Source organism: Streptomyces sp. CB01201, assembly GCF_002803085.1.
Classification (GTDB): domain Bacteria; phylum Actinomycetota; class Actinomycetes; order Streptomycetales; family Streptomycetaceae; genus Streptomyces; species Streptomyces hundungensis.
On the sequence record NZ_NNBJ01000011.1, the window covers coordinates 435077 to 458589 of the forward strand.

Here is a 23513-nt window from a genome sequence, read left to right on the forward strand (position 1 = left end):
GGGTCAGCCGTTGCGGGGCCCGGGGAAGGCGCTGGTGCGGACCTCCTCGCGAAGGGACTGGCTGCTCGCCGTCGGCTGCGGCGGCATCGAACGGGCGGCGGGCACCGCGGGCATGGCGGGCAGCGACGGCAGCGTGCGGGTCGTCGTGGCCTCGGCCGGACGCTCGGCGTCGGCCTGGCCCGTGGCCTGGGCGCCCGCCCGGCGGGATCCGTAACGGCGGTGCACCGCCTGCTTGGTGACGCCGAGCGCGGAGCCCACGGCGTCCCAGGAGAAGCCGAGGGAGCGGTCGAAGTCGACGGCCGCGGTGACCAGCGTCTCGACGCTGTCCCGCAGCTCCTGGGCGAGCCGTACGGTCGGGGCCGGGGCGCGTCCGTACACGACGAAGCCCGTGGAGGGGCCGGAGCGGCGCGGGCGGTAGACGTTGCCCAGCTGCGCGGTGAGGGTGCGCAGTGCGTCCACCTGCCGGCGGACCCGCTCGATGTCCCGCACCAACAGGTGCAGGCTGGCCCGCGCTTGGGCGTCGTGGGTTGCGTGGTCGGCCATGAGCAAGCCTCTCGAACCGGCGATGAAAAGGGACGGAAGGGAAGTGGTGCGGTCGGAACTCGGAGTGGTGCGTGGGGTGGTGCTGATGGTGGTGCTGGTACTGCGTGGAGCGGTTGCCGTGTTGACGTGGCGCGGGTGCTGAAAAGGCGCGGGACGCACAAGCGGCCCGATTCGGTCAATCTCTCTTGACCAACGCGCCACCTCCTGTTGTGGTCACGCTGCGGGGGCGTATGGGCATATGCACAGGGCGCACAAGTCCCCGTACGCCCCTGCCGTACGCGTCGTGTACGGCACTCTCCGCCAAGACGCGTACGGCACCCGGCAGCCGGTCCGCACGGGCCCGGGACACCTCCGCGTCGGTCCCCGGGCCGGGGGCCCATAGACTGGGACGCTGCTCTCGACAAAGCGAGGTAACCCCCAGTGAAGCTCGTCTTCGCAGGCACCCCCGAGGTCGCCGTCCCCGCCCTGGACGCCCTGATCGCCTCCGGCCGGCACGAGGTCGCCGCGGTCGTCACCCGCCCCGACGCGCCCGCCGGACGCGGCCGCCGCCTCGTGGCCAGCCCGGTCGCCGAGCGCGCCGAGGAGGCCGGCATCGAGGTGCTCAAGCCGGCGAAGCCGCGGGACGAGCAGTTTCTGGCCCGGCTGCGCGAGATCGCCCCCGACTGCTGCCCGGTCGTGGCCTACGGGGCACTGCTGCCCAAGGTCGCCCTCGACGTCCCGGCGCGCGGTTGGGTCAACCTGCACTTCTCGCTGCTGCCCGCCTGGCGCGGCGCGGCGCCCGTGCAGCACGCCGTCATGGCGGGCGACGAGATCACCGGGGCCACCACCTTCCTCATCGAGGAGGGCCTCGACTCGGGCCCGGTGTACGGCACCGTCACCGAGGAGGTCCGGGCCACGGACACCAGCGGCGATCTGCTCACCCGGCTCGCGTTCGCGGGTGCCGGGCTGCTCGCCGCGACCATGGACGGCATCGAGGACGGCTCCCTGAAGGCCGTTCCGCAGCCGGCCGAAGGGATCTCGCTCGCCCCGAAGATCACCGTCGAGATGGCGCACATCGACTGGGCGGCCCCGGCGCTGCGGGTCGACCGCGTGGTGCGCGGCTGCACTCCCGCCCCCGGTGCCTGGACCGTGTTCCGCGGCGAGCGCCTCAAGCTCATCCAGGCCGCCCCGGTCACCGACCGCACCGATCTCGCGCCCGGCGAGATCTCCGCGGCGAAGAACAACGTGTACGTGGGCACCGGCTCGCACGCCGTGGAGCTGCTCTGGGTCCAGCCGCAGGGCAAGAAGCCGATGCGCGGCGCCGACTGGGCCCGCGGGGTCCGGATCGCCCCGGGTGAGCGCGTGGGACCGCCGGACGTACGCTGAAGGGGTTCGACCCATCTGATCCGCGGAGCACCTTTCACGTGAACGATTCGCCACGTCGCAGCCCGAACCCCGGCGCGGGCAAGGGCAGCAAGCCGAACGCCAACGCCGGCCAGGGCGGCAAGCCGTACCGCCGTCCCAAGAAGGACCCGGTCCGCATCCTCGCCTTCGAGGCCCTGCGGGCCGTCGACGAACGCGACGCCTACGCCAACCTCGTGCTGCCCCCGCTGCTGCGCAAGGCGCGCGAGGGCGGGAACTTCGACACCCGGGACGCGGCGCTCGCCACCGAACTCGTCTACGGGACGCTGCGCCGCCAGGGCACCTACGACGCGATCATCGCGGCCTGTATCGACCGGCCGCTGCGCGAGGTCGATCCGCCGGTGCTCGATGTGCTCGCGCTCGGCGCGCACCAGCTGCTCGGCACCCGCATCCCCACCCACGCCGCGGTCTCCGCGAGCGTGGAGCTGGCGCGTGTGGTGCTCGGCGACGGGCGGGCCAAGTTCGTCAACGCCGTGCTGCGCAAGATCTCGGCGAACGACCTCGACGGCTGGCTGGAGAAGGTCGCACCCTCCTACGAGGACGACGCCGAGGACCACCTCGCGGTCGTGTACTCGCATCCGCGCTGGGTCGTCTCCGCGCTGTGGGACTCGCTCGGCGGCGGCCGGGCCGGCATCGAGGACCTCCTGGAGGCCGACAACGAGCGGCCCGAGGTGACCCTGGTCGCCCGGCCCGGCCGTTCCACCACCGATGAACTGCTCGACGCGCTCGGCGAGGACGGCGGCCTGCCCGGCCGCTGGTCTCCGTACGCCGTGCGGATGGCCGAGGGCGGCGAGCCCGGCGCGCTCGACGCCGTGCGCGACGGCCGGGCCGGCGTCCAGGACGAGGGCAGCCAGCTGGTGGCGGCCGCCCTCGCCAACGCCCCGCTGGAAGGCCGCGACGAGCGCTGGCTGGACGGCTGCGCGGGCCCCGGCGGCAAGGCCGCCCTGCTCGCCGCCCTGGCGGCCGGGCGCGGCGCGGCCCTGCTCGCCTCCGAGAAGCAGCCGCACCGGGCCCGCCTGGTCGAGCGGGCGCTGGCCGGAAACCCGGGCCCGTACCAGGTCATCGCGGCCGACGGCACCCGCCCGCCGTGGCTGCCGGGGTCCTTCGACCGGGTCCTGGTCGACGTGCCCTGCTCCGGTCTCGGCGCGCTGCGCCGCCGCCCGGAGGCACGCTGGCGCCGGCGCCCCGAGGACCTGGAGGGCTTCGCCCCGCTCCAGCGCGGGCTGCTGCGCGAAGCCCTGTCGGCGGTCCGTATCGGCGGCGTCGTCGGGTACGCGACCTGCTCGCCGCACCTGGCCGAGACCCGGATCGTCGTCGACGACGTCCTGAAGGGCCGTGGCGGCGACGCCGAGCCGGTGGAGGCCGAGTGGATCGACGTCCGCCCCCTGATGCCCGGGGTGGCCGGCCTCGGCGAGGGCCCCGACGTCCAGTTGTGGCCGCATCTGCACGGCACCGACGCGATGTACCTCGCGCTCCTGAGGCGTACGGCCTGACGCTGCTGCGGCGCCCCGTGGACGCGGGGCGTCGCAGCCCGTGCGCCGAGCGCGACCGTCACCAACGCGCGCCCGCCGCAGGGGACTTGGCGGCATCACGGTTTGGTCCGTGCGCGTTCGGGAGGGGTTCCGGCCGGACCCGGCCGTGGGCGGAGGATCACCGGCCCGGGCCCGCGTTGCCTGCCGGATCGCCGGGCGCACGCGGATCCGGCCAGGCTTCGGCCCGCACCGTGGCAGGCAAGTCGCCCGGGGCATGGCAGGCTTGGGGTATGGCTCAGATCAACCCCAGCATCCTCTCCGCGGACTTCGCCCGACTGGCCGACGAGGCCAGGGCCGTCGAAGGTGCCGACTGGCTGCACGTCGACGTGATGGACAACCACTTCGTGCCCAACCTGACGCTCGGGGTGCCCATCGTGGAATCCCTGGCCAGGGCGACGGACACGCCGCTGGACTGCCATCTGATGATCGAGGACCCGGACCGCTGGGCCCCGCAGTACGTGGAGGCGGGGGCCGGCTCGGTCACCTTCCACGCGGAGGCCGCCGCGGCCCCCGTGCGGCTCGCCCGTGAGATCCGGGCCAAGGGCGCCCGCGCCTCGATGGCCCTGAAGCCCGCGACCCCGATCGAGCCGTACGAGGACCTGCTCCCCGAGCTGGACATGCTGCTGATCATGACGGTCGAGCCCGGCTTCGGCGGCCAGGCCTTCCTCGACATCATGCTGCCGAAGATCCGCCGGACCCGTGAGCTGATCGCCAAACACGGACTTGAACTCTGGCTCCAGGTCGACGGGGGCGTCTCGGCGTCCACGATCGAGCGCTGCGCGGAGGCCGGAGCCGATGTGTTCGTCGCCGGCTCGGCCGTCTACGGGGCCGACGACCCGGCCGAAGCGGTGCGGTCCCTGCGCTCCATGGCTGAACGGACGACGGCGGCCGCACCTTGGGCGTGCGCACACTGAGCCGCCACTGAATGAACGGAACCCTTCGGGGCTGATCAAGGACCGTTGGATCTGACAGGATGAACAGCGAGTCCGGTGCGTGAACAGCAGTTGTGAACAGCAGTGAGGAGATCGCGGTGTCTGCAATGTCGGCGGGTCGGTCAGCCCTGCGGATGGGACCCGCGGAGCTGGTGCAGGCGGCGGCGATGGCCCGCCGCTTCTATCTGGAGGGCAAGTCCAAGATCCAGATCGCCGAGGAGTTCGGCGTGAGCCGCTTCAAGGTGGCCCGGGTCCTGGAAACCGCCCTGGAGCGCGATCTCGTACGGATCGAGATCCGCGTCCCCGCCGAGCTGGACGCGGAGCGGTCCGACGCCCTGCGTGCCCGGTACGGCCTGCGGCACGCGGTCGTCGTCGAGTCCCCGGCGGAGGGCGAGGAGACCTCGCCCGACCCGGAGAACCTCGGCGAGGTCGCGGCCGACCTGCTCGGCGAGCTGGTCAGCGAGGGCGATGTGCTCGGTCTGGCCTGGGGCCGCTCCACCATCCACATGGCCGCCGCCCTCGACCGCCTCCCACCCTGCACGGTCGTCCAGCTGACCGGGGTGTACGACGCGGGCACCGCCGAGCGCGGCTCCGTCGAGGCGGTGCGCCGGGCCGCCCAGGTCTCCGGCGGCGAGGCCCACCCCATCTACGCCCCGATGCTGCTGCCCGACCCGGCGACGGCCGCGGCGCTGCGCAACCAGACGGGGATCGCCCGCGCCTTCGAGTACTTCGACAAGGTCACCGTCGCCGCGGTGTCCATCGGCTCCTGGGAGCCGGGCATCTCCACCGTCCACGACATGCTCACCGACGAGGAGCGGGCGCACTACGCCTCGCTCGGCGTCGCCGCCGAGATGTCCGCGCACCTCTTCGACGCGGAGGGCCGCCGGGTCGGCCGCGACCTGGGGGAGCGCTGCATCACGGTCGAGGCGGACCGGCTGCGCCGCATCCCCGAGGTCGTCGCGATCGCCGGGGGCCAGCGCAAGGCCGCCGCGATCGACGCGGTGCTGCGCTCCGGCCTGGTCACCAGCCTGGTGACCGACACGGCCGCGGCGGACTTCCTCCTGAACGAGACCGGTCCCAAGCCGCGGCCCGCCCTCGACCGCGCGGACCCGGACGGCATCTGAGCCACCGGGAGCGGGCCACCGGGGGCCGTCGGGCCTCCGGTGACCCGGCCGGCTCAGGCGCCGTAGACCCGCTCGGCGTTGCCGGCCGACACCAGCGCCGCCACCCGCTCGGCGTCAGCCGCCGACCACGCCCCGGACCCGGTCCAGCCGTTCAGGAGCCGGTCCAGCGCCTCCCCGTACAGCCGCGCCCCCACGACGTACAGCTCCGCGAGCCCATAGGCGTCCGTCGAGAACAGCAGCTTGCCGAACGGGGCCAGCTCCAGGAACTCGGCGAGGACCGCCTCCGCCCGCGCCCCCGTATGGGCCAGCGAAAGACCCACGTCCGCGTACACATGCGGGTAGACGTGCGCCAGATAGCCCGCGCTGCGGTGGTACGGATAGCCGTGCAGCAGGACGAGGCGGCACCCTGTCGGTCGTACGGCCCGGATGAAATCGGTGAGCAGCAGCGGATCGCAGCGGTGCAGCCGCAGATCCGGATCGCCGAACCCGGTGTGGATCTGTAGCGGCAGCCCGGTGTGCGCCGCCGACCAGAGTAGATGGCGCAGCAGCACCGGGTCCGCGAGCCGGCCCGCCCCGGCGGCGAGCCAGGCGGCGGTCGCCGCCCGGAGTTCGGCCTGGCCCGGCGGCTCGGGGTCGAGGTCGAGCCCGTAGCGGTATCCGGCCACCGATTTGAACCCGGCCGCCGTGCCCGCCGCCGCGCCGATCGCGTCGGCGAGCACCGCCAGGAACTTGTCCGGATCCTGCTCCTCTGCGCCGCACCGTTCCGCGAGGTGCTCCAGGCGGACGATCTCGCGCGCCTCGGCCCCGCCGAGCCGGGCCAGTTCGGCCGGGCTGGTGAGGTCGCCGGGCAGGCCGGTGTCCACCAGATAGGTGCCGATCCCACTCGCGCCCAGGAGCAGCCGGTTCGCCTCCTGCGCGCCGAGCTCGCGGCGGCGGGCCAGATAGCGCTCCGGCGGGCAGTGCGGTTCGAGGCCCAGCAGCGGCGGGCACCAGCGGCGCACCGCGAAGCCCAGCTGGGTGTCGAAGAAGCTGGTGCCGGGGGCGGCCGGGGCGTCGGACTCGGTCAGGAACGCCTCGAACGCGGAGTCGTCCGGGTCCGTGCGCAGCACGCCGTGGCAGTGGTGGTCGACGAGCGGCAGCACTCAGTACCGCCCGCGGGTGGCCTCGGCGATCTCCTGCGGCGTACGGCCGTCGAAGAGCTTCGTCTCGGCCTCGCGCACCGCCACAATGGCCTCGAACAGCCGGTCGCCCAGCGCCTCGCGCAGCACCGCCGATTCCGTGAAGTGCGCGACCGCCTCGGGCAGCGAGGAGGGCAGCCGACGGGGCCCGTCGGCGTGGACCGGGTCGCCCGTCACGGGCTCGGGCAGCCGCAGGCCCGCATCGAGTCCGGCGAGCCCGGCCGCGATCAGCGCGCCGACCACCAGGTAGGGGTTGGCGCCCGGGTCGAACGACTTGACCTCGGCGTTCGCCGCGTCCGGCGCCCCCGGCGGGCCGGCCACGAACCGCAGCGCCGCCTCCCGGTTCTCCAGGCCCCAGCACTGGAAGGCGCCGGCCCAGCGGGACGGCGTCAGGCGGAGATAGCTCGCCGGGGTGGGGCCGCCGATGGCGAGCAGCGCGGGCAGCGCGTCGAGGATGCCCGCCAGGAAGCCCTCGCTGGTCGCGCTCATCCCGAACGGGCCCTCGCCGCCCCGGCACAGATTGCGGCCGTCCTGCCACAGGCTGAGGTGCACATGGCCGCCGTTGCCCACGCCCTCGGGATCGACGACCGGGCCGAACCACGGGGTGAGCCCGTGCTGGACCGACACCGCGCGGATCGTCTCGCGCACCAGGACCGCGAGGTCCGCGGCCCCCACCGGGTCGGCCGGTGCGACCGACACCTCGAACTGGCCGGCCGTGTACTCCGGATGGATCTGGAGCACCTCGATGCCCTGCGCCTCCAGGGCGTCGATCACGTCCTTCACATACGCCGAGCGCTCCACGATCCGGGACATCCCGTACGCCGGGCCCCCGAGCGGCGGGTCGACGATCCACTCCGTCTCGAAGCCCATCCGCAGCTCGATGCCGCGCTCGGCGGCCCGCTCCGCCATCCGGCGGGCGAACTGCCGCTGGCAGGCGTCGTAAGGGCTGCCGGACTGCTCGAAGCGGTCGACGGGCGCCCACGCCCAGCCGGGCTGGGCGGCCAGCACGGTGAGCCGGTCGAGGTCGGGGATCAGCCGCAGATCGCCGTCCGGGCCGCCGATACCCGGGCTGGTGGTGACGGAGTCGTCCACCAGGTACACGTCGAACACCGGTGACATGCCCACCCCGTGCGCGGCGACCTGGGCGAGCCGCGAGGTCGGTACGACCTTGAGGCGGGTGAGGCCCGCCACGTCCACCCAGGTCAGGGCGACCGCCGTGACCCCTTCCGCGGTCAGCCTGGCGGCCGCGAGCGCGGCCTCCTGCCCCCGCCTTTGTGCCTCTTCGAGCCGCCCCGCGCCGTTCCCCTGCTCCACCGGTGTCAGTCCCTCCCGCCGCGCAGTGCGATGACTGCCGCGACCGTGTCCGCGTCCGAGGCCCTCTTGTCCTCGCGATAGCGCACTACCCGTGCGAAACGCAGTGTCACCCCTTCCGGGTACCGTGACGATCTCTGCACGCCGTCGAAGGCCACCTCGACGACGAGTTCCGGCCGCACCCGCACCCCCCAGGGCTCCTCGGCCACCGCCAACTCCCGCAGCCGCTCGGTCTGCCAGGCCAGGAGCGCATCGGTGAGGCCCTTGAACGTCTTGCCCAGCATGGCGAAGGTGCCGTCCTCGCGGCGGGCGCCCAGGTGCAGGTTGGAGAGCGTGCCGGTGCGCCGGCCGTGCCCCCACTCGGCCGCGAGGACCACCAGGTCCAGCGTGTGCACCGGCTTGACCTTCAGCCATGAGGCGCCGCGCCGGCCCGCCGCGTACGACGAGTCGAGCGCCTTGAGCACCACACCCTCGTGCCCGCGCTCCAGCGTGGCGGCCGCGAACTCCTCGGCGGCGGCGCGCAGTTCGGGATCGGCCGGGTCCGCCACCACGAACCGCCGCACGCGCCGCGGCTCGGGCGCGATGCGGGTCAGCTCCGCTTGGCGGTCGCACACCGGCAGATCGAGCAGGTCGCGGCCGTCCACGAGGAGCAGGTCGAAGAAGACGGGGGAGAGCGGCAACCGGTCCTGGGCGCCCGCGACATCGAGCCGGGAGCCGACGCGGCCCGCGATGTCCTGGAACGAGCGGGGCCGCCCGTCGGGCCCCAGGGCGATCACCTCGCCGTCGAGCACGGCCGTGTGCGCGGTCAACTCCCTTGCTGCGGACACGACTTCGGGCAGCCGCTCGGTGATCTCGTCGAGGGTGCGGGTGAAGACCCGTACCGCGTCGCCGTCCTTGTGGACCTGCGCGCGGATGCCGTCGAGCTTCTCCTCCACCGCGCACGGGCCGAGCCGGTCGAGCGCCTCGGCCACGTCCTTCGCGCTCTGCGCGAGCATCGGAAGCACCGGGCGCCCCACATCGAGCCGGAACGCGGCAAGCGCCGAGGGGCCATCGGCCAGCAGCGCCCGGGCCACGACACCGAGCGAGCCGCCCAGCATCACGGCGCGGCGCACATCCGCCGCGGGAGCGCCGGCCGCCGCCGCGAGGCCCTCGACGGCCGCCGCGTCCAGCGCGCCCTGGCGGACCTCACCGGTGATCAGCGAGACCAGGAAGCGCTGCTCCTCCTCGGTGGCCGCCGCCATCAGCTCACCGACGAGGCGCTTGCGCTCGCCCTGGGCGCCCTTTCCGGCCACCCGCGAGATCGCGTCGAGCCGTTCGTCGACCTCCCGTACGGTCAGCCGGGGTGAGGCGGCGGGCGCCGGCCGGTCCTTGACGGCGGCCCAGCCGAGCCCGGTGCGCCGCTGCGGGAGCCGGCCCGCCAGGTAGGTCACCACCAGCGGAGCCTCGTCCGCCTCGGTGGCCGAGAACAGCCGGGCAAGCAGCGCGGACTTCTCCGAGCGCGAGGCGGTGGCGGCGATCTCGGCCGAGGTTCTGGCCACGTCGGAGAGCAGCATGGCTCCATCGTGACCCGGAAACATCGGTATACGCATTCGCTCCGGCCCCTGCCGGATGGGAGCATCGAGGCATGATCAACAGGTTTGCCCGGATCGCCCTCGCCGCGGTCCTCGCGTGCCTCGCCGTGCTGCTCGTCGGCTGCGGAGGCAAGGACAGCGCGAAACCCACGGGCCCGGGGTCCTCCCCGCGGGCCTCCGCACCCGCCTGGGCCAAGGGGATGGCCACGGTCCCCGCGGCGCAGCTGCCGCCCGAGGCGCGCAACACGCTCAAGCTCATCGACAAGGGCGGCCCGTTCCCGTACAGCAAGGACGGCGTGGTGTTCGGCAACTTCGAGAAGCTGCTGCCGCAGCAGAAGCGCGGCTACTACCACGAGTACACCGTCGACACCCCGGGCTCCCGCGACCGCGGCGCCCGGCGCCTGATCACCGGGCAGGGCGGCGAGTTCTACTACACCGGCGACCACTACAAGACGTTCAAGGCGGTACTGCGATGACGGCCCACCCCTTCGCCGGTCTGCTGGCCGGCGCCCGCGCCGAGGGCTGGGCCACGGTGGTCCTGGACCTGACCGGCGTCACCGGTAAGGCGGCCCTGATGGACCGCTTCGCTCGCGCCCTCGACCTGCCCGACTGGTTCGGCCGCAACTGGGACGCGCTCGCGGACTGTCTGGGCGACCTCCCGGCCGCCGGCCACGGCCGGCTCCTGATCGTCACCGGCTGGCAGCCGTACGCCGACGCCCGCCCCGAGGAGTGGGCGATCGCCCGGGACATCCTCGACCGGGCGGCGGGGCCCGAGCTGTGCCCGGTGCTCGCGCTAGGAGGATCGCACTAGGCCCAAGGTCCCGTCCCTGGACGATCGGCCCGGGCAGCGCAATCGTACGAACATGGGACAATGAACTACGTGCTTTTCCCCTGGCTGAAATGCCTGGGGCCACCTCGATCGACTGGGATGTTCAGCACGTGCGTTTCCTCAACGACATCAAGCCGCCGTACGACCTGACGTACGACGATGTGTTCATGGTGCCGAGCCGCTCCGCGGTGGGCTCCCGCCAGGGCGTCGACCTGGCATCCCCCGACGGCACGGGGACCACCATCCCGCTCGTCGTCGCCAACATGACCGCGATCGCCGGCCGCCGCATGGCCGAGACCGTGGCACGCCGTGGCGGCATCGTCGTGATCCCCCAGGACATTCCGATCGAGGTCGTCACCGACGTCATCTCGTGGGTCAAGACGCGCCACCACGTGCTCGACACCCCGATCGTCCTGGACCCGACCCAGACCGTCGCCGACGCGCTGGCCCTGCTGCCCAAGCGCGCCCACAACGCGGGCGTCGTCGTGGACGGCGAGCGCCGGCCGGTCGGCGTCGTCACCGACCAGGACCTCACCGGCGTGGACCGCTTCACGCAGCTCTCCGAGGTCATGTCCAAGGACCTGCTGCTCCTGGACGCCGACATCGACCCGCGCGAGGCGTTCAACAAGCTCGACAACGCCAACCGCCGCTACGCCCCCGCCGTGGACAAGGAGGGCCGCCTCGCCGGCATCCTGACCCGCAAGGGCGCCCTGCGCGCGACGCTCTACACCCCGGCCACCGACGCCGAGGGCAAGCTGCGCATCGCGGCCGCCGTCGGCATCAACGGCGATGTGGCCGGCAAGGCCAAGCAGCTCCTGGACGCCGGCGCGGACACCATCGTGGTGGACACCGCTCACGGCCACCAGGAGTCGATGATCGCCGCGATCAAGGCCGTGCGCGGTCTGGACCCGCAGGTTCCGATCGTCGCGGGCAACATCGTCGCGGCCGAGGGCGTGCGCGACCTCATCGAGGCCGGCGCGGACATCATCAAGGTCGGTGTGGGCCCCGGCGCCATGTGCACCACCCGGATGATGACGGGCGTCGGCCGGCCGCAGTTCTCCGCGGTCCTGGAGTGCGCCGCCGAGGCCAGGAAGTTCGGCAAGCACGTGTGGGCCGACGGGGGAGTGCGCCACCCGCGCGACGTCGCCATGGCGCTGGCGGCCGGTGCCTCCAACGTCATGATCGGCTCCTGGTTCGCGGGCACCTACGAGTCCCCGGGCGACCTGCACACCTCCGCCGAAGGCCACCTCTACAAGGAGTCCTTCGGCATGGCCTCCGCCCGCGCGGTCAAGAACCGCACGAGCGACGAGTCCGCCTACGACCGGGCCCGCAAGGCCCTGTTCGAGGAGGGCATCTCCACCTCGCGCATGTTCCTCGACCCGACCCGGCCGGGCGTCGAGGACCTGATCGACTCGATCATCGCGGGCGTCCGCTCCTCCTGCACCTACGCGGGTGCCTCCTCGCTCGCCGAGTTCGAGGAGAAGGCCGTCGTCGGCATCCAGTCCGCCGCCGGCTACGCCGAGGGCAAGCCGCTGCACGCCAGCTGGAGCTAGTCACCGCACAGCGGTACCGTCCGCGTCCCGCGACCTGCCGTACGCCCCGGAGCCCCCGCGATTCCTCTCGCGGGGGCTCCGGCCTGTGCGGGGGCTTCCGCCTGTGGGGGGTTGCGGGCGCGGGGCTACGGGAGGCGCGAAGACCCGGGCGTCCGCTCCGCCCCCGGCACCCGCGGGGCCAGCGCCCGCGCCACCGCCGCGGCCAGGAGGGCATGGCCCTCGTCCGTGGGGTGCAGGCCGTCGGCGAGGTGGTCCGGGGTCAACAGGCCCTGCCCGGGCAGCAGTTGAAGGGCCTGGTCGCCCTTCGCGATGAGTTCCTCGGTCGCCCTCTCCATGGCCGCCCTCAACTCCGCCAGCGTCGCGCCCAGGGCGTTCGGCGTCCGCTCCGCCTCCGGGCACAGCAGCGGGGAGACGACAAGCAGCGGGATCGTCGGATGGCCCCGGCGCACGAGCCGCAGGAACGCCAGCGTCGTCTCGTACATCAGCGTGGCCGAAAACGGCAGCCGCGACCAGCAGTTGGTGCCGAAGGCGAGCGTGATGACGTCGGCGGAAAGTCGCGCGAGCTGTTCGGCGGTGGGGAGTTCCCCGCGAGCCCCGCCCGCGTATCCGAGGTTCACCGCGTCCAGGCCCAGCGCCCGGCCCGCCACGGCCGGCCAGGCGTGGGCGGGGCGCGTCGACCACCAGCCCTCGGTGATGGAGTCCCCGTGCACGAGCCAGCGCGGTCGTGCCGGGGCCGGTGCGAGCGTGCCGCCGACCGGCCGCAGGCCGACGATCCTCGGCGCCTGCGTCTCGGGCGGGTGGATGGTGAACAGGCCGTCGGGACAGGGGAGTTGTAGACGTACCTGGCCTTCCTGACGGGGTGTCACGGTTTCCTCGGTGACGCATCGGTCGCCCTGCCAGAGTGCGAAGGTGTGCGCGAGGTCGTGCAGCTCCGCGTCGTCCTCGGGCACCCGGGCGCGGTAGCGCACCTCCACCGCCGAGGCCCCGCGCGCGGTGAACTCGATGCGCATCCCGATGGGGAGCGCGGCCCGCTCGCCGGTGTCCCACGGCAGCCGCATCACATCGTCCGGATCCGCGCGCACCGGCTGCCCCTCGGCGTCGAGCCAGGCGACCCCGCGCAGGAAGGGGGCTGGATCCAGCCAGCCCGTGGCCGACGGCCCGGCGGTCTCGTACGGCAGGTGCAGCTCCATGGGGCGCGACCCTGCAACAGCCCTGATCAGGTGTCAAGACGGCCCCGTGCACAGGGCTGCTGCGCGGGCCGTGGCCGGTGCCGCCGTGGGGCCGTGACCAGGACCACTGCGCGAGCCTGTGAGAAGGGGTACGAACAGGGCATACGCACGGATCGAACGTTGATGTGCAACAAACACCCACCCCACGCGTCCGTGCGCAATGATCAACCGCCGATGCGCAAGGTTGCTGCATTACGACCGGGAAGCGGAAACCCATAGGGTTCTCGCCGTACGTGGAGTGGCGGGGACCGCCTGCTCGGCGGAACCGGCCACGGGAAGGCTCCATGCTGCCCGAAATACCCCTTTGTGCGGGCAGGCCGGTCCGTCGCGGTCACCCGCCGCCGATTGGCAGCGATAAGGAGCCACCTCAGTGTTGGATCACGGCGCAGCGCCACCCTCGACCGATGCACCCGCCGCCGGGGGCCCGCGCCTCGGTAGCGGACTGATGCGGCGCAAGCCGGTGGAACGCCTGGTCGAGGAGGGTGGCCAGGGCGAAGGCGGTTCCCTCAAGCGCTCGCTCGGCATGTGGCAGCTGACCATGATCAGCATCGGTGCGACGCTCGGCACCGGCATTTTCGTGGTGCTGGGCGAGGCCGTCCCCAAGGCCGGACCCGCCGTCACGGTCTCCTTCGTGCTCGCCGGCCTCACGGCGCTCTTCTCCGCCCTGTCCTACGCCGAACTGGCGGGCTCCATCCCGGTCGCGGGCTCCTCGTACTCGTACGCTTACGCAACGCTCGGCGAACTCGTCGCCTGGATCTGCGGCTGGTGCCTGATCCTGGAGTACGGCGTCTCGGTGGCGGCGGTCGCCGTCGGCTGGGGCCAGTACCTCAATGAGTTCCTGGACGGCACGATCGGCGTCACCATCCCCGACGCGCTGTCCGCGCCGCCCGGCGACGGCGGGATATTCAACCTGCCCGCGCTGATCGTCGTCGTCCTCGCGATGGGCCTGCTGCTCGGCGGCGCCCGCGAGTCCGCCCGCATCAACACGATCATGGTCGGCGTGAAGATCGCCGCCCTGGTGCTGTTCTGCGTCATCGGCTTCATGGGCTTCAAGTCGGGCAACTACTCCAACTTCATGCCGATGGGCACGGCCGGAGTGAGCGGGGCCGCCTCGTCGCTGTTCTTCTCCTACATCGGCTTCGACGCGGCCTCCACGGCCGGTGAAGAGGCGAAGAACCCCAAGAAGGACCTGCCCCGCGCGATCATGCTCTCGCTGGTCATCGTCACCGCGCTCTACGTCCTGGTCGCCTTCGTCGCCGTGGGCGCCCGCCCCTGGAAGCAGTTCGAGGGCTCGGAGGCGGCGCTCGCCGGGATCATGAAGGACGTCACCGGACACTCCTTCTGGGCCACGCTGCTCGCGGCCTGCGCCGTGATCGCCATCGCCAGCGTCGTCCTGACCGTGCTCTACGGCCAGACCCGCATCCTCTTCGCGATGTCCCGCGACGGTCTGGTGCCCAAGGTGTTCGCCAAGGTCAGCCCGCGCAGCGGCACCCCGGTCGCCAACACGATCGCGGTCTCCCTGTTCTGCGGTGTGCTCGCCGCCGCGGTGCCGCTCGGCAACCTCGCGGACGCCACGAGCATCGGCACGCTCTTCGCCTTCGCGCTGGTCAATGTGGCCGTCGTCATCCTGCGCGTGACCCGCCCCGACATGCCGCGCACCTTCCGGGTGCCGCTCGGCTGGGTCATCCCGATCCTCGGCTTCGCCACCTGTGGCTACCTCATGTGGAACCTCTCCGGGGTCACCTGGGAGTACTTCGGATACTGGATGGCCGCCGGTCTCGTGATCTACTTCGCTTACGGCTACCGCCGTTCCAGGCTGGCCACCGCCTCACAGAAGTGATCCACCCGCAGTGCGACTCAATGACCTCGATGAACGCATCGTCCACGCGCTCGCCGAAGACGCCCGACGCTCCTACGCCGACATCGGCTCGCTGATCGGTCTGTCCGCGCCCGCCGTCAAGCGGCGCGTCGACCGGCTGCGGGCCGAGGGTGCCATCACCGGCTTCACCGTACGGGTGGACCCGGCGGCCCTCGGCTGGGAGACGGAGGGATTCATCGAGATCTACTGCCGTCGCAATACCTCGCCCGACGCGATCAAGCGGGGGCTTGAGCGGTATCCCGAGGTCGCGTCCGCCTCCACCGTCACCGGTGAGGCGGACGCGATCGTCCAGGTCTTCGCCTCCGACATGCGGCACTTCGAGCGCGTCCTTGAGCGGATTGCGGGCGAGCCGTACGTGGAGCGTACGAAGTCGGTGCTGGTGCTCTCGCCGCTGCTGCGGCGGTACACCTCGGGGTCGCCCGCGTAGCCCCTTGGGGGGCGTTTGGCCACCCTCCCGCCCGTTGCCCGGGGTCGGTAGGTTCCGGTTCCCCCTGGGGCTCCGCCCCAGACCCCGTTCGCGCCTAAAGGGCGCTCGTCCTCAATCGCCGGACGGGCTGAGGATGCCCATACAGACCCGAACCGAGTCATCCGGGCCCACCTACAGGGGCGCGGCGAACTGCGCGAACATCCACGCGTGGCCGGCACCGGTCCCGCCAAGGGGCGCGGGGAACTGCGCGAACGGCTCCCGCGGTCCGCTGTCGAGAACGGGTTTCCTGGGTGCGAGGAACTGTGCGAACGTCCACGCGTGGCCGGCACCGGTGCCGCCAAGGGGCGCGGGGAACTGCGCGAACGGCTCCCGCGGTCCGCAGTCGAGGACGGGTTTTCGGGGTGCGAGGAATTGCGCGAGCGTCCCCGCGTGGCCGGCACCGGTGCCGCCAAGGGGCGCGGGGAACTGCGCGAACGGCCCCTGCGGTCCGCAGGCGAGAACGGGTTTCCGGGGCGTGAGGAATTGCGCGAACGTCCACGCGTGGCCGGCACCGGTGCCGCCGAGGGGCGCGGGGAACTGCGCGAACGGCCCCTGCGGTCCGCAGGCGAAGGACGGGTTTCCGGGGCGCGGGGAACGGCGCGGCCAGCCGTGCACGGCCCGCAGTGTGTGCCCCCACCGCATCCAGCGGGAAACCGCATGCACGGGGAACGCACAACGAATCGCCGCCACCCGGCGATCTTGCGCAACGAATCGCGCGGCTACGCGCAACGCTCGCGCCTTGTCCGTGTCGAACGGCGGAACGTACCGTCTAGTGACCCCGCACCCCCAGCCCCGCCGAGGACCGCCCATGCCCGCGTTGCGTACCGCCCTGCTCCAGAGTTCCGGCCGTCTCTCGGACGTCGCCGCGAACCTGACGGCGCTGGACGAGGCGGCCGGGCGGGCGGCAGCGACCGGCGCCGGGCTGATCGTCTGCCCCGAGCTGTTCCTCACCGGGTACGCCATCGGCGACGACGTGGCCAGGCTCGCCGAGCCCGCCGACGGCCCCTCCGCCCGGGCGATCGCCGACATCGCGGTGCGCCACGGCCTGGCCGTCGTCTACGGCTACCCCGAGCGCGACGGCGACGCCGTCTACAACGCGGCCCAGCTCATCGGCCCCGACGGCACCCGCCTCGCGAACTACCGCAAGACCCACCTCTTCGGCGGCTTCGAGCAGGAGGCCTTCACGCCGGGCGAGCAGCCGGTCGTCCAGGCCGAGCTGAACGGCCTCCGCGTCGGCATGATGATCTGCTACGACGTGGAGTTCCCGGAGAACGTACGGGCCCACGCGCTGGCCGGCACCGACCTCCTCCTGGTGCCCACCGCCCAGATGCACCCCTTCCAGTTCGTCGCCGAGTCCCTCGTGCCGGTCCGCGCCTTCGAGAACCAGCTGTACGTCGCGTACGTCAACCGGACCGGCCCCGAGGGCGAGTTCGAGTTCGTCGGGCTGAGCTGTCTGGCCGGCCCCGACGGCGCCGCACGGGCCCGCGCCGGCCGCGGCACCGAGCTGGTCGTGGGGGACGTCGACCCCGAGTTCCTGGCCGCCTCGCGCGCGAACAACCCGTATCTGCGCGACCGCCGCCCCGGGCTCTACTCGTCCCTCGTCTGAGGCCCTCGATCCACTGACCCCCCGAGCCCGGGTCCCCACCCCGGGACATGAGGGCCCGCCCCCTCAACTTCCGTACTGTGCAAGGAGTCCGTACCCCATGACGTCCACGGTGCCCACCGCCGTCCAGCACATCGACGAGCAGCCGCCCGTCACGATGTTCGGGCCGGACTTCCCCTACGCGTACGACGACTTCCTCGCGCACCCGGCCGGGCTCGGCCAGATACCCGCGACCGAGCACGGCGCCGAGGTCGCGGTCATCGGCGGCGGTCTCTCCGGCATCGTCGCCGCGTACGAGCTGATGAAGATGGGCCTCAAGCCCGTCGTGTACGAGGCCGACCAGATCGGTGGCCGGCTGCGCACCGTCGGCTTCCCGGGCTGCGACCCCGAGCTCACCGCCGAGATGGGCGCCATGCGGTTCCCCCCGTGCTCCACCGCGCTCCAGCACTACATCGACCTGGTGGACCTGGAGACCAAGCCGTTCCCGAACCCGCTCGCGCCGGACACCCCCTCGACGGTCGTCGACCTCAAGGGCGAGTCCCACTACGCGACGTCGGTCGACGAGCTGCCGCCCGTCTACCGCGAGGTCATGGACGCCTGGAACGCCTGTCTCGAAGAGGGCGCCGACTTCTCCGACATGAACCAGGCGATCCGTGAGCGCGACATCCCGCGCATCCGCGAGATCTGGGCCAGGCTCGTCGACAAGCTCGACAACCAGACCTTCTACGGCTTCCTCTGCGAGTCGGAGGCCTTCAAGTCCTTCCGGCACCGCGAGATCTTCGGCCAGGTCGGCTTCGGCACCGGCGGCTGGGACACCGACTTCCCCAACTCCATCCTGGAGATCCTGCGCGTCGTCTACACCGAGGCGGACGACCACCACCGCGGGATCGTCGGCGGCTCCCAGCAGCTGCCGCTGCGCCTGTGGGAGCGCGAGCCCGAGAAGATCGTGCACTGGGCGCAGGGCACCTCGCTCTCCTCGCTGCACGACGGCGCTCCCCGGCCCGCCGTGACCCGGCTGCACCGCACCGCGGGCAACCGCATCACCGTGACGGACTCCGACGGCGACATCCGCACCTTCCGCGCGGCGATCTTCACGGCGCAGTCCTGGATGCTGCTCTCCAAGATCGCCTGCGACGACTCGCTCTTCCCGATCGACCACTGGACCGCGATCGAGCGCACCCACTACATGGAGTCCTCCAAGCTGTTCGTGCCGGTCGACCGGCCGTTCTGGCTGGACAAGGACGAGGACACCGGCCGTGACGTCATGTCGATGACGCTCACCGACCGCATGACGCGCGGCACCTACCTCCTGGACAACGGGCCGGACAAGCCCGCCGTCATCTGCCTCTCCTACACGTGGTGCGACGACAGCCTCAAGTGGCTGCCGCTGTCGGCGGGCGAGCGCATGGAGGTCATGCTCAAGTCGCTCGGCGAGATCTACCCGAAGGTCGACATCCGGGGCCACATCATCGGCAACCCGGTGACGGTGTCCTGGGAGAACGAGCCGTACTTCATGGGCGCGTTCAAGGCGAACCTGCCGGGGCACTACCGCTACCAGCGCCGTCTGTTCACCCACTTCATGCAGGACTCGCTGCCCGAGGACAAGCGGGGGATCTTCCTCGCCGGGGACGACATCTCCTGGACGGCGGGCTGGGCCGAGGGTGCGGTGCAGACCGCGCTCAACGCGGTGTGGGGGGTCATGCACCACTTCGGCGGGGCCACGGACGCGGGCAATCCCGGGCCGGGGGACCTGTACGACTCGATCGCCCCGGTCGAGCTTCCCGAGGACTAGCCTCCCGGGGCGGGGGGACCCCCATGACGGCCCGAGCGTGCCCGGGCGGGCTCGCGGGGTGGGCTACAACCCCGCCGCCCGCGCCAGTCCGTACACCTCCGCCGCCAGGTCCTTCAGCTCCTCCGCGTCCCGTGCGGAACTCTGGAGGTCCAGGAGGAACTCCCCGATGCCGTCGAGCGCGTGGGCGGCCAGGTCGTCCACGATCTGGGCCGCGCTGCCCGTGAACGGCGGGCGTTCCGCGCCCTCGAACGGCTTCACCCGATGCTGGGCGTTCACGCGGACGCAGACCTCGATCGGGCGCGTCCTGCCGCGCTCCGCGGCCAGGTCCTGGAGCCTCGCCCACTGCTCGGCGAGCTGGGCCGCGCCCTGGGCCGCGGGAAGCCAGCCGTCCGCCCGGTCCACCAGGCGGCGGGCCGACTTCGGGCTCGACGCGGGGAGGTAGACCGGGATGGGCCGGGCCGGCTTGGGGCCGACCACGGCGGGGGCGACGGTCGTCAACTCGCCCTGGTAGGCGACCGGATCGGGCCCCCACACCGCGGCACACACATCGAGCAGCTCGTCGAGCACCTTGCCGCGCTTCTCGAACGGCGCCACCCCTGCCGCCGCGTACTCGTCGTGCGACCAGCCCGTGCCGATCCCGGCCACCACCCGGCCGCCGCTCGCCACGTCCAACGAGGCCAGTGAGCGCGCCAGTTGGAACGGGATGTGCAGCGGGCCCACCAGGACGCTGGTGCCGAGCCGGGCCCGGCCGGTCGCGGCCGCCGCGAGCGTCAGGGTGACCAGCGGGTCGGCGACCGCGCGGTAGCCGTCGGGCCAGGGCAGGCCCGGAACGCCGTACAGGCCCTGGGTCGCGGGCTCGGGGAACAGCACCCGCTCGAACACCCACAGGCTCTCGAAACCGATCTCCTCCGCCGTCCGCGCCACCGCGGGCACATCGCGGCCGAGGTCGTACTGCTTCATCTGCGGGAGTCCGAGTCCGAGCCGTATCGCCATGGTCTCTCCTCAGTCGGGTACCGAAAGGGGGGTCAGCAGACAGCGGGTCACCAGACCCACGCCCGCGTCCAGACGATCGGTGAACTCCTGGGCCAGGGACGGAAGTTCCCGCAACTGCCACAGGACCTTCGCCGCGGACCAGGAGGCGTCCCGGGCCCGCTCCAGGCTCCAGGACGCCAGCAGATGCGTCATCGGGTCGGCGATCTCGAACAGGTCGGGCCCGGGCATGAGTTCCTCCCGGATGCGTTCCTCCAGGAGGACCAGCGTGTCGCCGACGCGGTCGAAGTCCCGCTCCAGGAAAGCCGGTTCGCAGCCGAGGGCCCGGCAGCTGTCGACCACCGCGAGCGTCAGGTCGTGCCCGATGTGGGCGTTGATCCCGGCCAGTGCGAACTGCAGGGGACGTACTCCGGGATGGCGCCGGTACTGGAACAGCGGACGCCAGCAGTCCGGCGGGCGCCGCCCGAGCGAGGAGGACTCCACCGCCGCGAGATAGCGCCCGGCGAACAGGACGTCCAGCGTTGCCGCGCCCCGCGGGTCGGTGAAGTGGTCGTGCGCGAGGAGCCGGGAGATCTCCTCGGTCACCGTCAGATAGACGCGGTTGAAGACCGCGATGCCGTCGCGGGCCGGCAGGTCGGCCCGCAGCGCCCGCATCCTGCGCACCACGGGGTCGAGCGGCGCGGCGAACCGGTGGGTGTGCTGGGGGTGCCGCGCGGGGTGTCCGGTTCCGGTCCATGCGGTCTGCGTCATGGGGGCAGCGTCCCAGCCCGCCGGCCCGGCCCAGCACCGCCGTAAGAGGGCTTGACCGGATCGGATGAACGGCGGGCGGGGCGGCCGCGCTGGGTGGGCCGGACGCGCTACGCCTGGTCCTTCTCGTACGACGAGGTGCCCGAATCGAGCAGCGGCTCCTGCTCCTTGAGGTGGGCCGGGGCGAAGGCGCGCAGCACGTGGTAGCCGGTGATCACCACGATCGTGCCGAGCGCGATGCCGCTGAGCTGGAAGTTCTCGGTGAACTTCAACGTCACGTTGCCGATGCCGATGATGATGCCGGCCGCGGCCGGAACCAGATTCAGCGGATTGCGCAGATCGACCTTGGCGTTGATCCAGATCTGCGCGCCGAGCAGCCCGATCATGCCGTACAGGATGACGGTGATGCCGCCGAGGACACCGCCCGGAATCGCCGCGACGACCGCGCCGAACTTGGGGCACACACCGAAGAGCAGCGCGAATCCGGCGGCGGCCCAGTAGGCCGCGGTCGAGTAGACGCGGGTGGCGGCCATGACGCCGATGTTCTCTGAGTACGTGGTGTTCGGTGGCCCGCCCACGGCGGTCGACAGCATCGAGCCGACGCCGTCGGCGGCGATCGCGGTGCCGAGCTTGTCGTCCAGGTTGGTGCCGGTCATCTCGCCGACGGCCTTGACGTGGCCCGCGTTCTCCGCGATCAGGGCGATGACGACGGGCAGCGCGACGAGGATCGCCGACCACTGGAAGCTCGGCGCGTGGAAGCTCGGGAGTCCGATCCAGTCGGCCTTGCCCACGCCCGAGAGGTCCAGGCGCCAGTGGTCGACGGCCTGCGGGCCGCCGTTCACCGAGTGGATCCTGCCGAAGACCTGGTCGAGCACCCAGGAGATGCCGTACCCGAAGATCAGCCCGAGGAAGATCGCGATGCGGGACCAGAAGCCGCGCAGGCACACCACGGCCAGACCGGTGAACAGCATCACCATCAGCGCGGTCCACTGGTCCTGCGGCCAGTACGTGGAGGCCGTGACCGGTGCCAGGTTGAAGCCGATCAGCATGACGACCGCGCCCGTGACGACGGGCGGCATCGCCGCGTGGATGATCCGGGCGCCGAACCGCTGCACCGCGAGACCGGCGAAGAACAGCACCACGCCGACGACGAAGACGGCGCCGGTCACGGTGGCGCTGGTGCCGCCCGTGGCCCGGATCGCGGCGGCGACGCCCACGAAGGAGAGCGAGCAGCCGAGGTAGCTGGGGACCCGGCCCTTGGTGGCGAGCAGGAAGATGACCGTCGCGATGCCGGACATCATGATCGCGAGGTTGGGGTCGAGGCCCATCAGGACCGGCGAGACGAACGAGGCGCCGAACATGGCCACCACGTGCTGGGCGCCGAGACCGATCGTGCGCGGCCAGGTGAGCCGTTCGTCGGGGCGGACGACGGCTCCTGGAGCGGGGGTCCGCCCGTCGCCGTGCAAGGTCCAGTGCACGCCGAGGCGCATGGTCGCTCCAGTTCGTCGGTGGGGGTCGGTGCCAAGAAAAGATCAGGCCAAATATTAGTGCCGGATCTCGACCTCCCCCGTCGGCCGGGCCGCGGGCGCGCGGGGCGGGTCAGGGCTGACGGGCCGGCGCGACGTCCGCCGTACCGGCCGGCTCCTGCGGACGGACCCCCGCCCGCAGCACCCGGGCCCCCGCTATGAGGCCGAGCGCGAGCACGGTCACCAGCCCGAACGAGACCACGAGGGAGGTCAGATCGGCGATCCCGCCGATCGCGGAGGGCGCGACCAGGCCCGAGGTGTACGTGATGGTCGCCACACCCGCGATGGCCTGGCTCGGGTTGGTGCCGCTGCGCCCGGCCGCCGCGAAGGCGAGCGGCACCACGACCGCGATCCCGAGCCCGATCAGACCGAACCCCGCCATCGCGACGGCCGGTCCCGGCGCGAACACCACGAGCAGACCGCCCAGTGTGGCGAGCACCCCTCCGGCGCGCACCGTACGCACGGCCCCGAAGCGGTCCACCCCCTTGTCGCCCGCGAGCCGGGCCACCGCCATCGTCAGCGTGAACGCGGTGGTGCAGGCCGCGGCCGTACCGGCCGAGGTGTCCAGGACGTCGCGCAGATAGACCGCCGACCAGTCCAGGCTCGCGCCCTCGGCGAACACCGCGCAGAACGCCACCATGCCGATGATCAGCGCCGACCTGGGCGGCAGCGTGAACCGGGGCGGCGGTGTCTCGTCGGGTGCGCTGCGCAGGTCGAGCACGCCCTGGCAGGCGGCGAGGCCGAGCAGGGTCAGGGCGGCGGCCGCCACGGTGAGGTGCAGCCGGGCGTCCGCTCCCAGGTGCGCGGCGAGCGTCCCGGACGCGGAGCCGATCAGCGCGCCCACGCTCCACATGCCGTGCAGCGAGGACATGATCGAGCGGCGGAGCCGGGTCTCGGTCTCCACGCCGAGCGCGTTCATCGCCACGTCCGCCATTCCGGCGCTCGCGCCGTACACGAAGAGCACCGCGCACAGCGTGTAGAGGTTCGGGGCGAGCGCGGGCAGCGTGAGCGCCAGGGTCCACAGGGCGAGCAGCCCGCGCAGCGCGTTGCGCGCCCCGAACCGGTGGGTGATCGCGCCGGACAGCGGCATCAGCAGGGACGAGCCGATCGCCGGGAAGGCGAGGGCGAGGCCGAGTTGGCCGGCGGAGACCCCGGCGTGGTCCTGGATCCAGGGGACCCGGGTGGCGAAATTGCCGGTCACCGCGCCGTGCACACAGAACACTGCGGCGATCGCGATCCGCGCCCGCCTCAACTGCCTTGGATCCAGAGCAAGTTCGGCTGCCATGTCGACCGGGTTTCCCTCCCTC

21 protein-coding genes are annotated in these 23513 nt (G+C 72.4%); 11 read left to right on the top strand and 10 right to left on the bottom strand.

Annotated features, from left to right (window positions below; translation table 11 throughout):
• Window positions 1-3: 3 nt before the first annotated feature.
• On the bottom strand, window positions 4-543 hold the full coding sequence (locus CG740_RS24080) for a hypothetical protein (protein WP_100577307.1): 540 nt from the start codon (window positions 541-543) through the stop codon (window positions 4-6).
• 420 nt (window positions 544-963) lie between these two features.
• Between CG740_RS24080 and fmt the strand changes: the two genes are divergently transcribed.
• From fmt to CG740_RS24100, 4 genes are all read left to right on the top strand, one after another.
• Window positions 964-1908, top strand: a complete 945-nt coding sequence (gene fmt, locus CG740_RS24085) for a methionyl-tRNA formyltransferase (protein ID WP_100577308.1) — start codon at window positions 964-966, stop codon at window positions 1906-1908.
• A gap of 38 nt (window positions 1909-1946) precedes the next feature.
• On the top strand, window positions 1947-3437 hold the full coding sequence (locus CG740_RS24090) for an RsmB/NOP family class I SAM-dependent RNA methyltransferase (RefSeq protein ID WP_100577309.1): 1491 nt from the start codon (window positions 1947-1949) through the stop codon (window positions 3435-3437).
• A gap of 269 nt (window positions 3438-3706) precedes the next feature.
• Entirely contained in the window at window positions 3707-4390 is a 684-nt protein-coding gene (rpe, locus tag CG740_RS24095; RefSeq protein WP_100577310.1) for a ribulose-phosphate 3-epimerase, read from the top strand.
• Window positions 4391-4482: 92 nt separating this feature from the next.
• On the top strand, window positions 4483-5532 hold the full coding sequence (locus CG740_RS24100; RefSeq protein ID WP_100577311.1) for a sugar-binding transcriptional regulator: 1050 nt from the start codon (window positions 4483-4485) through the stop codon (window positions 5530-5532).
• Between the two features lie 53 nt (window positions 5533-5585).
• On the opposite strand, the gene CG740_RS24105 is transcribed toward CG740_RS24100, so the two are convergent.
• Genes CG740_RS24105 through CG740_RS24115 form a run of 3 tightly spaced genes read right to left on the bottom strand, consistent with a single transcriptional unit; the run spans window position 5586 to window position 9574 of the window.
• A complete protein-coding gene (locus CG740_RS24105) occupies window positions 5586-6674 on the bottom strand; it encodes an amidohydrolase family protein (protein ID WP_234376447.1) in 1089 nt (362 codons plus the stop codon).
• Window positions 6675-8024, bottom strand: coding sequence for a glutamine synthetase family protein (locus CG740_RS24110; protein ID WP_100577312.1), 1350 nt, complete (start codon window positions 8022-8024; stop codon window positions 6675-6677).
• 5 nt (window positions 8025-8029) lie between these two features.
• Entirely contained in the window at window positions 8030-9574 is a 1545-nt protein-coding gene (locus CG740_RS24115) for an ATP-dependent DNA ligase (protein ID WP_100577313.1), read from the bottom strand.
• A 71-nt stretch (window positions 9575-9645) separates the two neighbouring features.
• Between CG740_RS24115 and CG740_RS24120 the strand changes: the two genes are divergently transcribed.
• From CG740_RS24120 to CG740_RS24130, 3 genes are all read left to right on the top strand, one after another.
• The gene (locus CG740_RS24120) at window positions 9646-10068 is read left to right on the top strand and encodes a ribonuclease domain-containing protein (RefSeq protein ID WP_100577314.1); all 423 of its coding nucleotides are present in this window, start codon (window positions 9646-9648) and stop codon (window positions 10066-10068) included.
• Window positions 10065-10403, top strand: a complete 339-nt coding sequence (locus CG740_RS24125; protein WP_100577315.1) for a barstar family protein — start codon at window positions 10065-10067, stop codon at window positions 10401-10403. The genes CG740_RS24120 and CG740_RS24125 overlap by 4 nt, the downstream gene beginning before the upstream one ends.
• An 89-nt stretch (window positions 10404-10492) precedes the next feature.
• The gene (locus CG740_RS24130) at window positions 10493-11974 is read left to right on the top strand and encodes a GuaB1 family IMP dehydrogenase-related protein (protein WP_100577316.1); all 1482 of its coding nucleotides are present in this window, start codon (window positions 10493-10495) and stop codon (window positions 11972-11974) included.
• A gap of 125 nt (window positions 11975-12099) precedes the next feature.
• Here CG740_RS24130 and CG740_RS24135 read toward each other — a convergent pair whose 3' ends face one another.
• On the bottom strand, window positions 12100-13164 hold the full coding sequence (locus tag CG740_RS24135; RefSeq protein ID WP_100577317.1) for a GDSL-type esterase/lipase family protein: 1065 nt from the start codon (window positions 13162-13164) through the stop codon (window positions 12100-12102).
• 409 nt (window positions 13165-13573) lie between these two features.
• Between CG740_RS24135 and CG740_RS24140 the strand changes: the two genes are divergently transcribed.
• Together CG740_RS24140 and CG740_RS24145 are read left to right on the top strand one after the other, a co-directional pair.
• On the top strand, window positions 13574-15043 hold the full coding sequence (locus CG740_RS24140; protein ID WP_100577318.1) for an amino acid permease: 1470 nt from the start codon (window positions 13574-13576) through the stop codon (window positions 15041-15043).
• A gap of 10 nt (window positions 15044-15053) precedes the next feature.
• Window positions 15054-15509 carry an Lrp/AsnC family transcriptional regulator gene (locus CG740_RS24145; RefSeq protein ID WP_053724485.1) on the top strand — a complete coding sequence of 152 codons (456 nt, stop codon included), beginning with the start codon at window positions 15054-15056 and terminating at the stop codon, window positions 15507-15509.
• 171 nt (window positions 15510-15680) lie between these two features.
• On the opposite strand, the gene CG740_RS24150 is transcribed toward CG740_RS24145, so the two are convergent.
• Window positions 15681-16163 carry a hypothetical protein gene (locus CG740_RS24150; RefSeq protein WP_100577319.1) on the bottom strand — a complete coding sequence of 161 codons (483 nt, stop codon included), beginning with the start codon at window positions 16161-16163 and terminating at the stop codon, window positions 15681-15683.
• Window positions 16164-16356: 193 nt separating this feature from the next.
• On the opposite strand from CG740_RS24150, the gene CG740_RS24155 reads away from it, so the two are divergent.
• Window positions 16357-17154 (top strand): carbon-nitrogen hydrolase family protein, encoded by a 798-nt coding sequence (locus CG740_RS24155; RefSeq protein ID WP_100577320.1) that lies wholly within the window; start codon window positions 16357-16359, stop codon window positions 17152-17154.
• Window positions 17155-17251: 97 nt separating this feature from the next.
• Complete coding sequence (locus CG740_RS24160; RefSeq protein ID WP_100577321.1) at window positions 17252-18943, top strand: flavin monoamine oxidase family protein; 1692 nt, start codon at window positions 17252-17254, stop codon at window positions 18941-18943.
• A 63-nt stretch (window positions 18944-19006) separates the two neighbouring features.
• Here the strand turns inward: CG740_RS24160 and CG740_RS24165 are convergent, their stop codons facing one another.
• The 4 genes from CG740_RS24165 to CG740_RS24180 all read right to left on the bottom strand — a co-directional run bounded on the left by CG740_RS24165 (window position 19007) and on the right by CG740_RS24180 (window position 23491).
• Window positions 19007-19936 (bottom strand): LLM class F420-dependent oxidoreductase, encoded by a 930-nt coding sequence (locus CG740_RS24165; protein WP_100577322.1) that lies wholly within the window; start codon window positions 19934-19936, stop codon window positions 19007-19009.
• 9 nt (window positions 19937-19945) lie between these two features.
• Window positions 19946-20683, bottom strand: coding sequence for a DUF5995 family protein (locus CG740_RS24170; RefSeq protein ID WP_100577323.1), 738 nt, complete (start codon window positions 20681-20683; stop codon window positions 19946-19948).
• 107 nt (window positions 20684-20790) lie between these two features.
• A complete protein-coding gene (locus tag CG740_RS24175; protein ID WP_100577324.1) occupies window positions 20791-22170 on the bottom strand; it encodes a uracil-xanthine permease family protein in 1380 nt (459 codons plus the stop codon).
• A gap of 109 nt (window positions 22171-22279) precedes the next feature.
• Window positions 22280-23491 (bottom strand): MFS transporter, encoded by a 1212-nt coding sequence (locus CG740_RS24180; protein WP_100577325.1) that lies wholly within the window; start codon window positions 23489-23491, stop codon window positions 22280-22282.
• Between the last annotated feature and the right edge of the window lie 22 nt (window positions 23492-23513).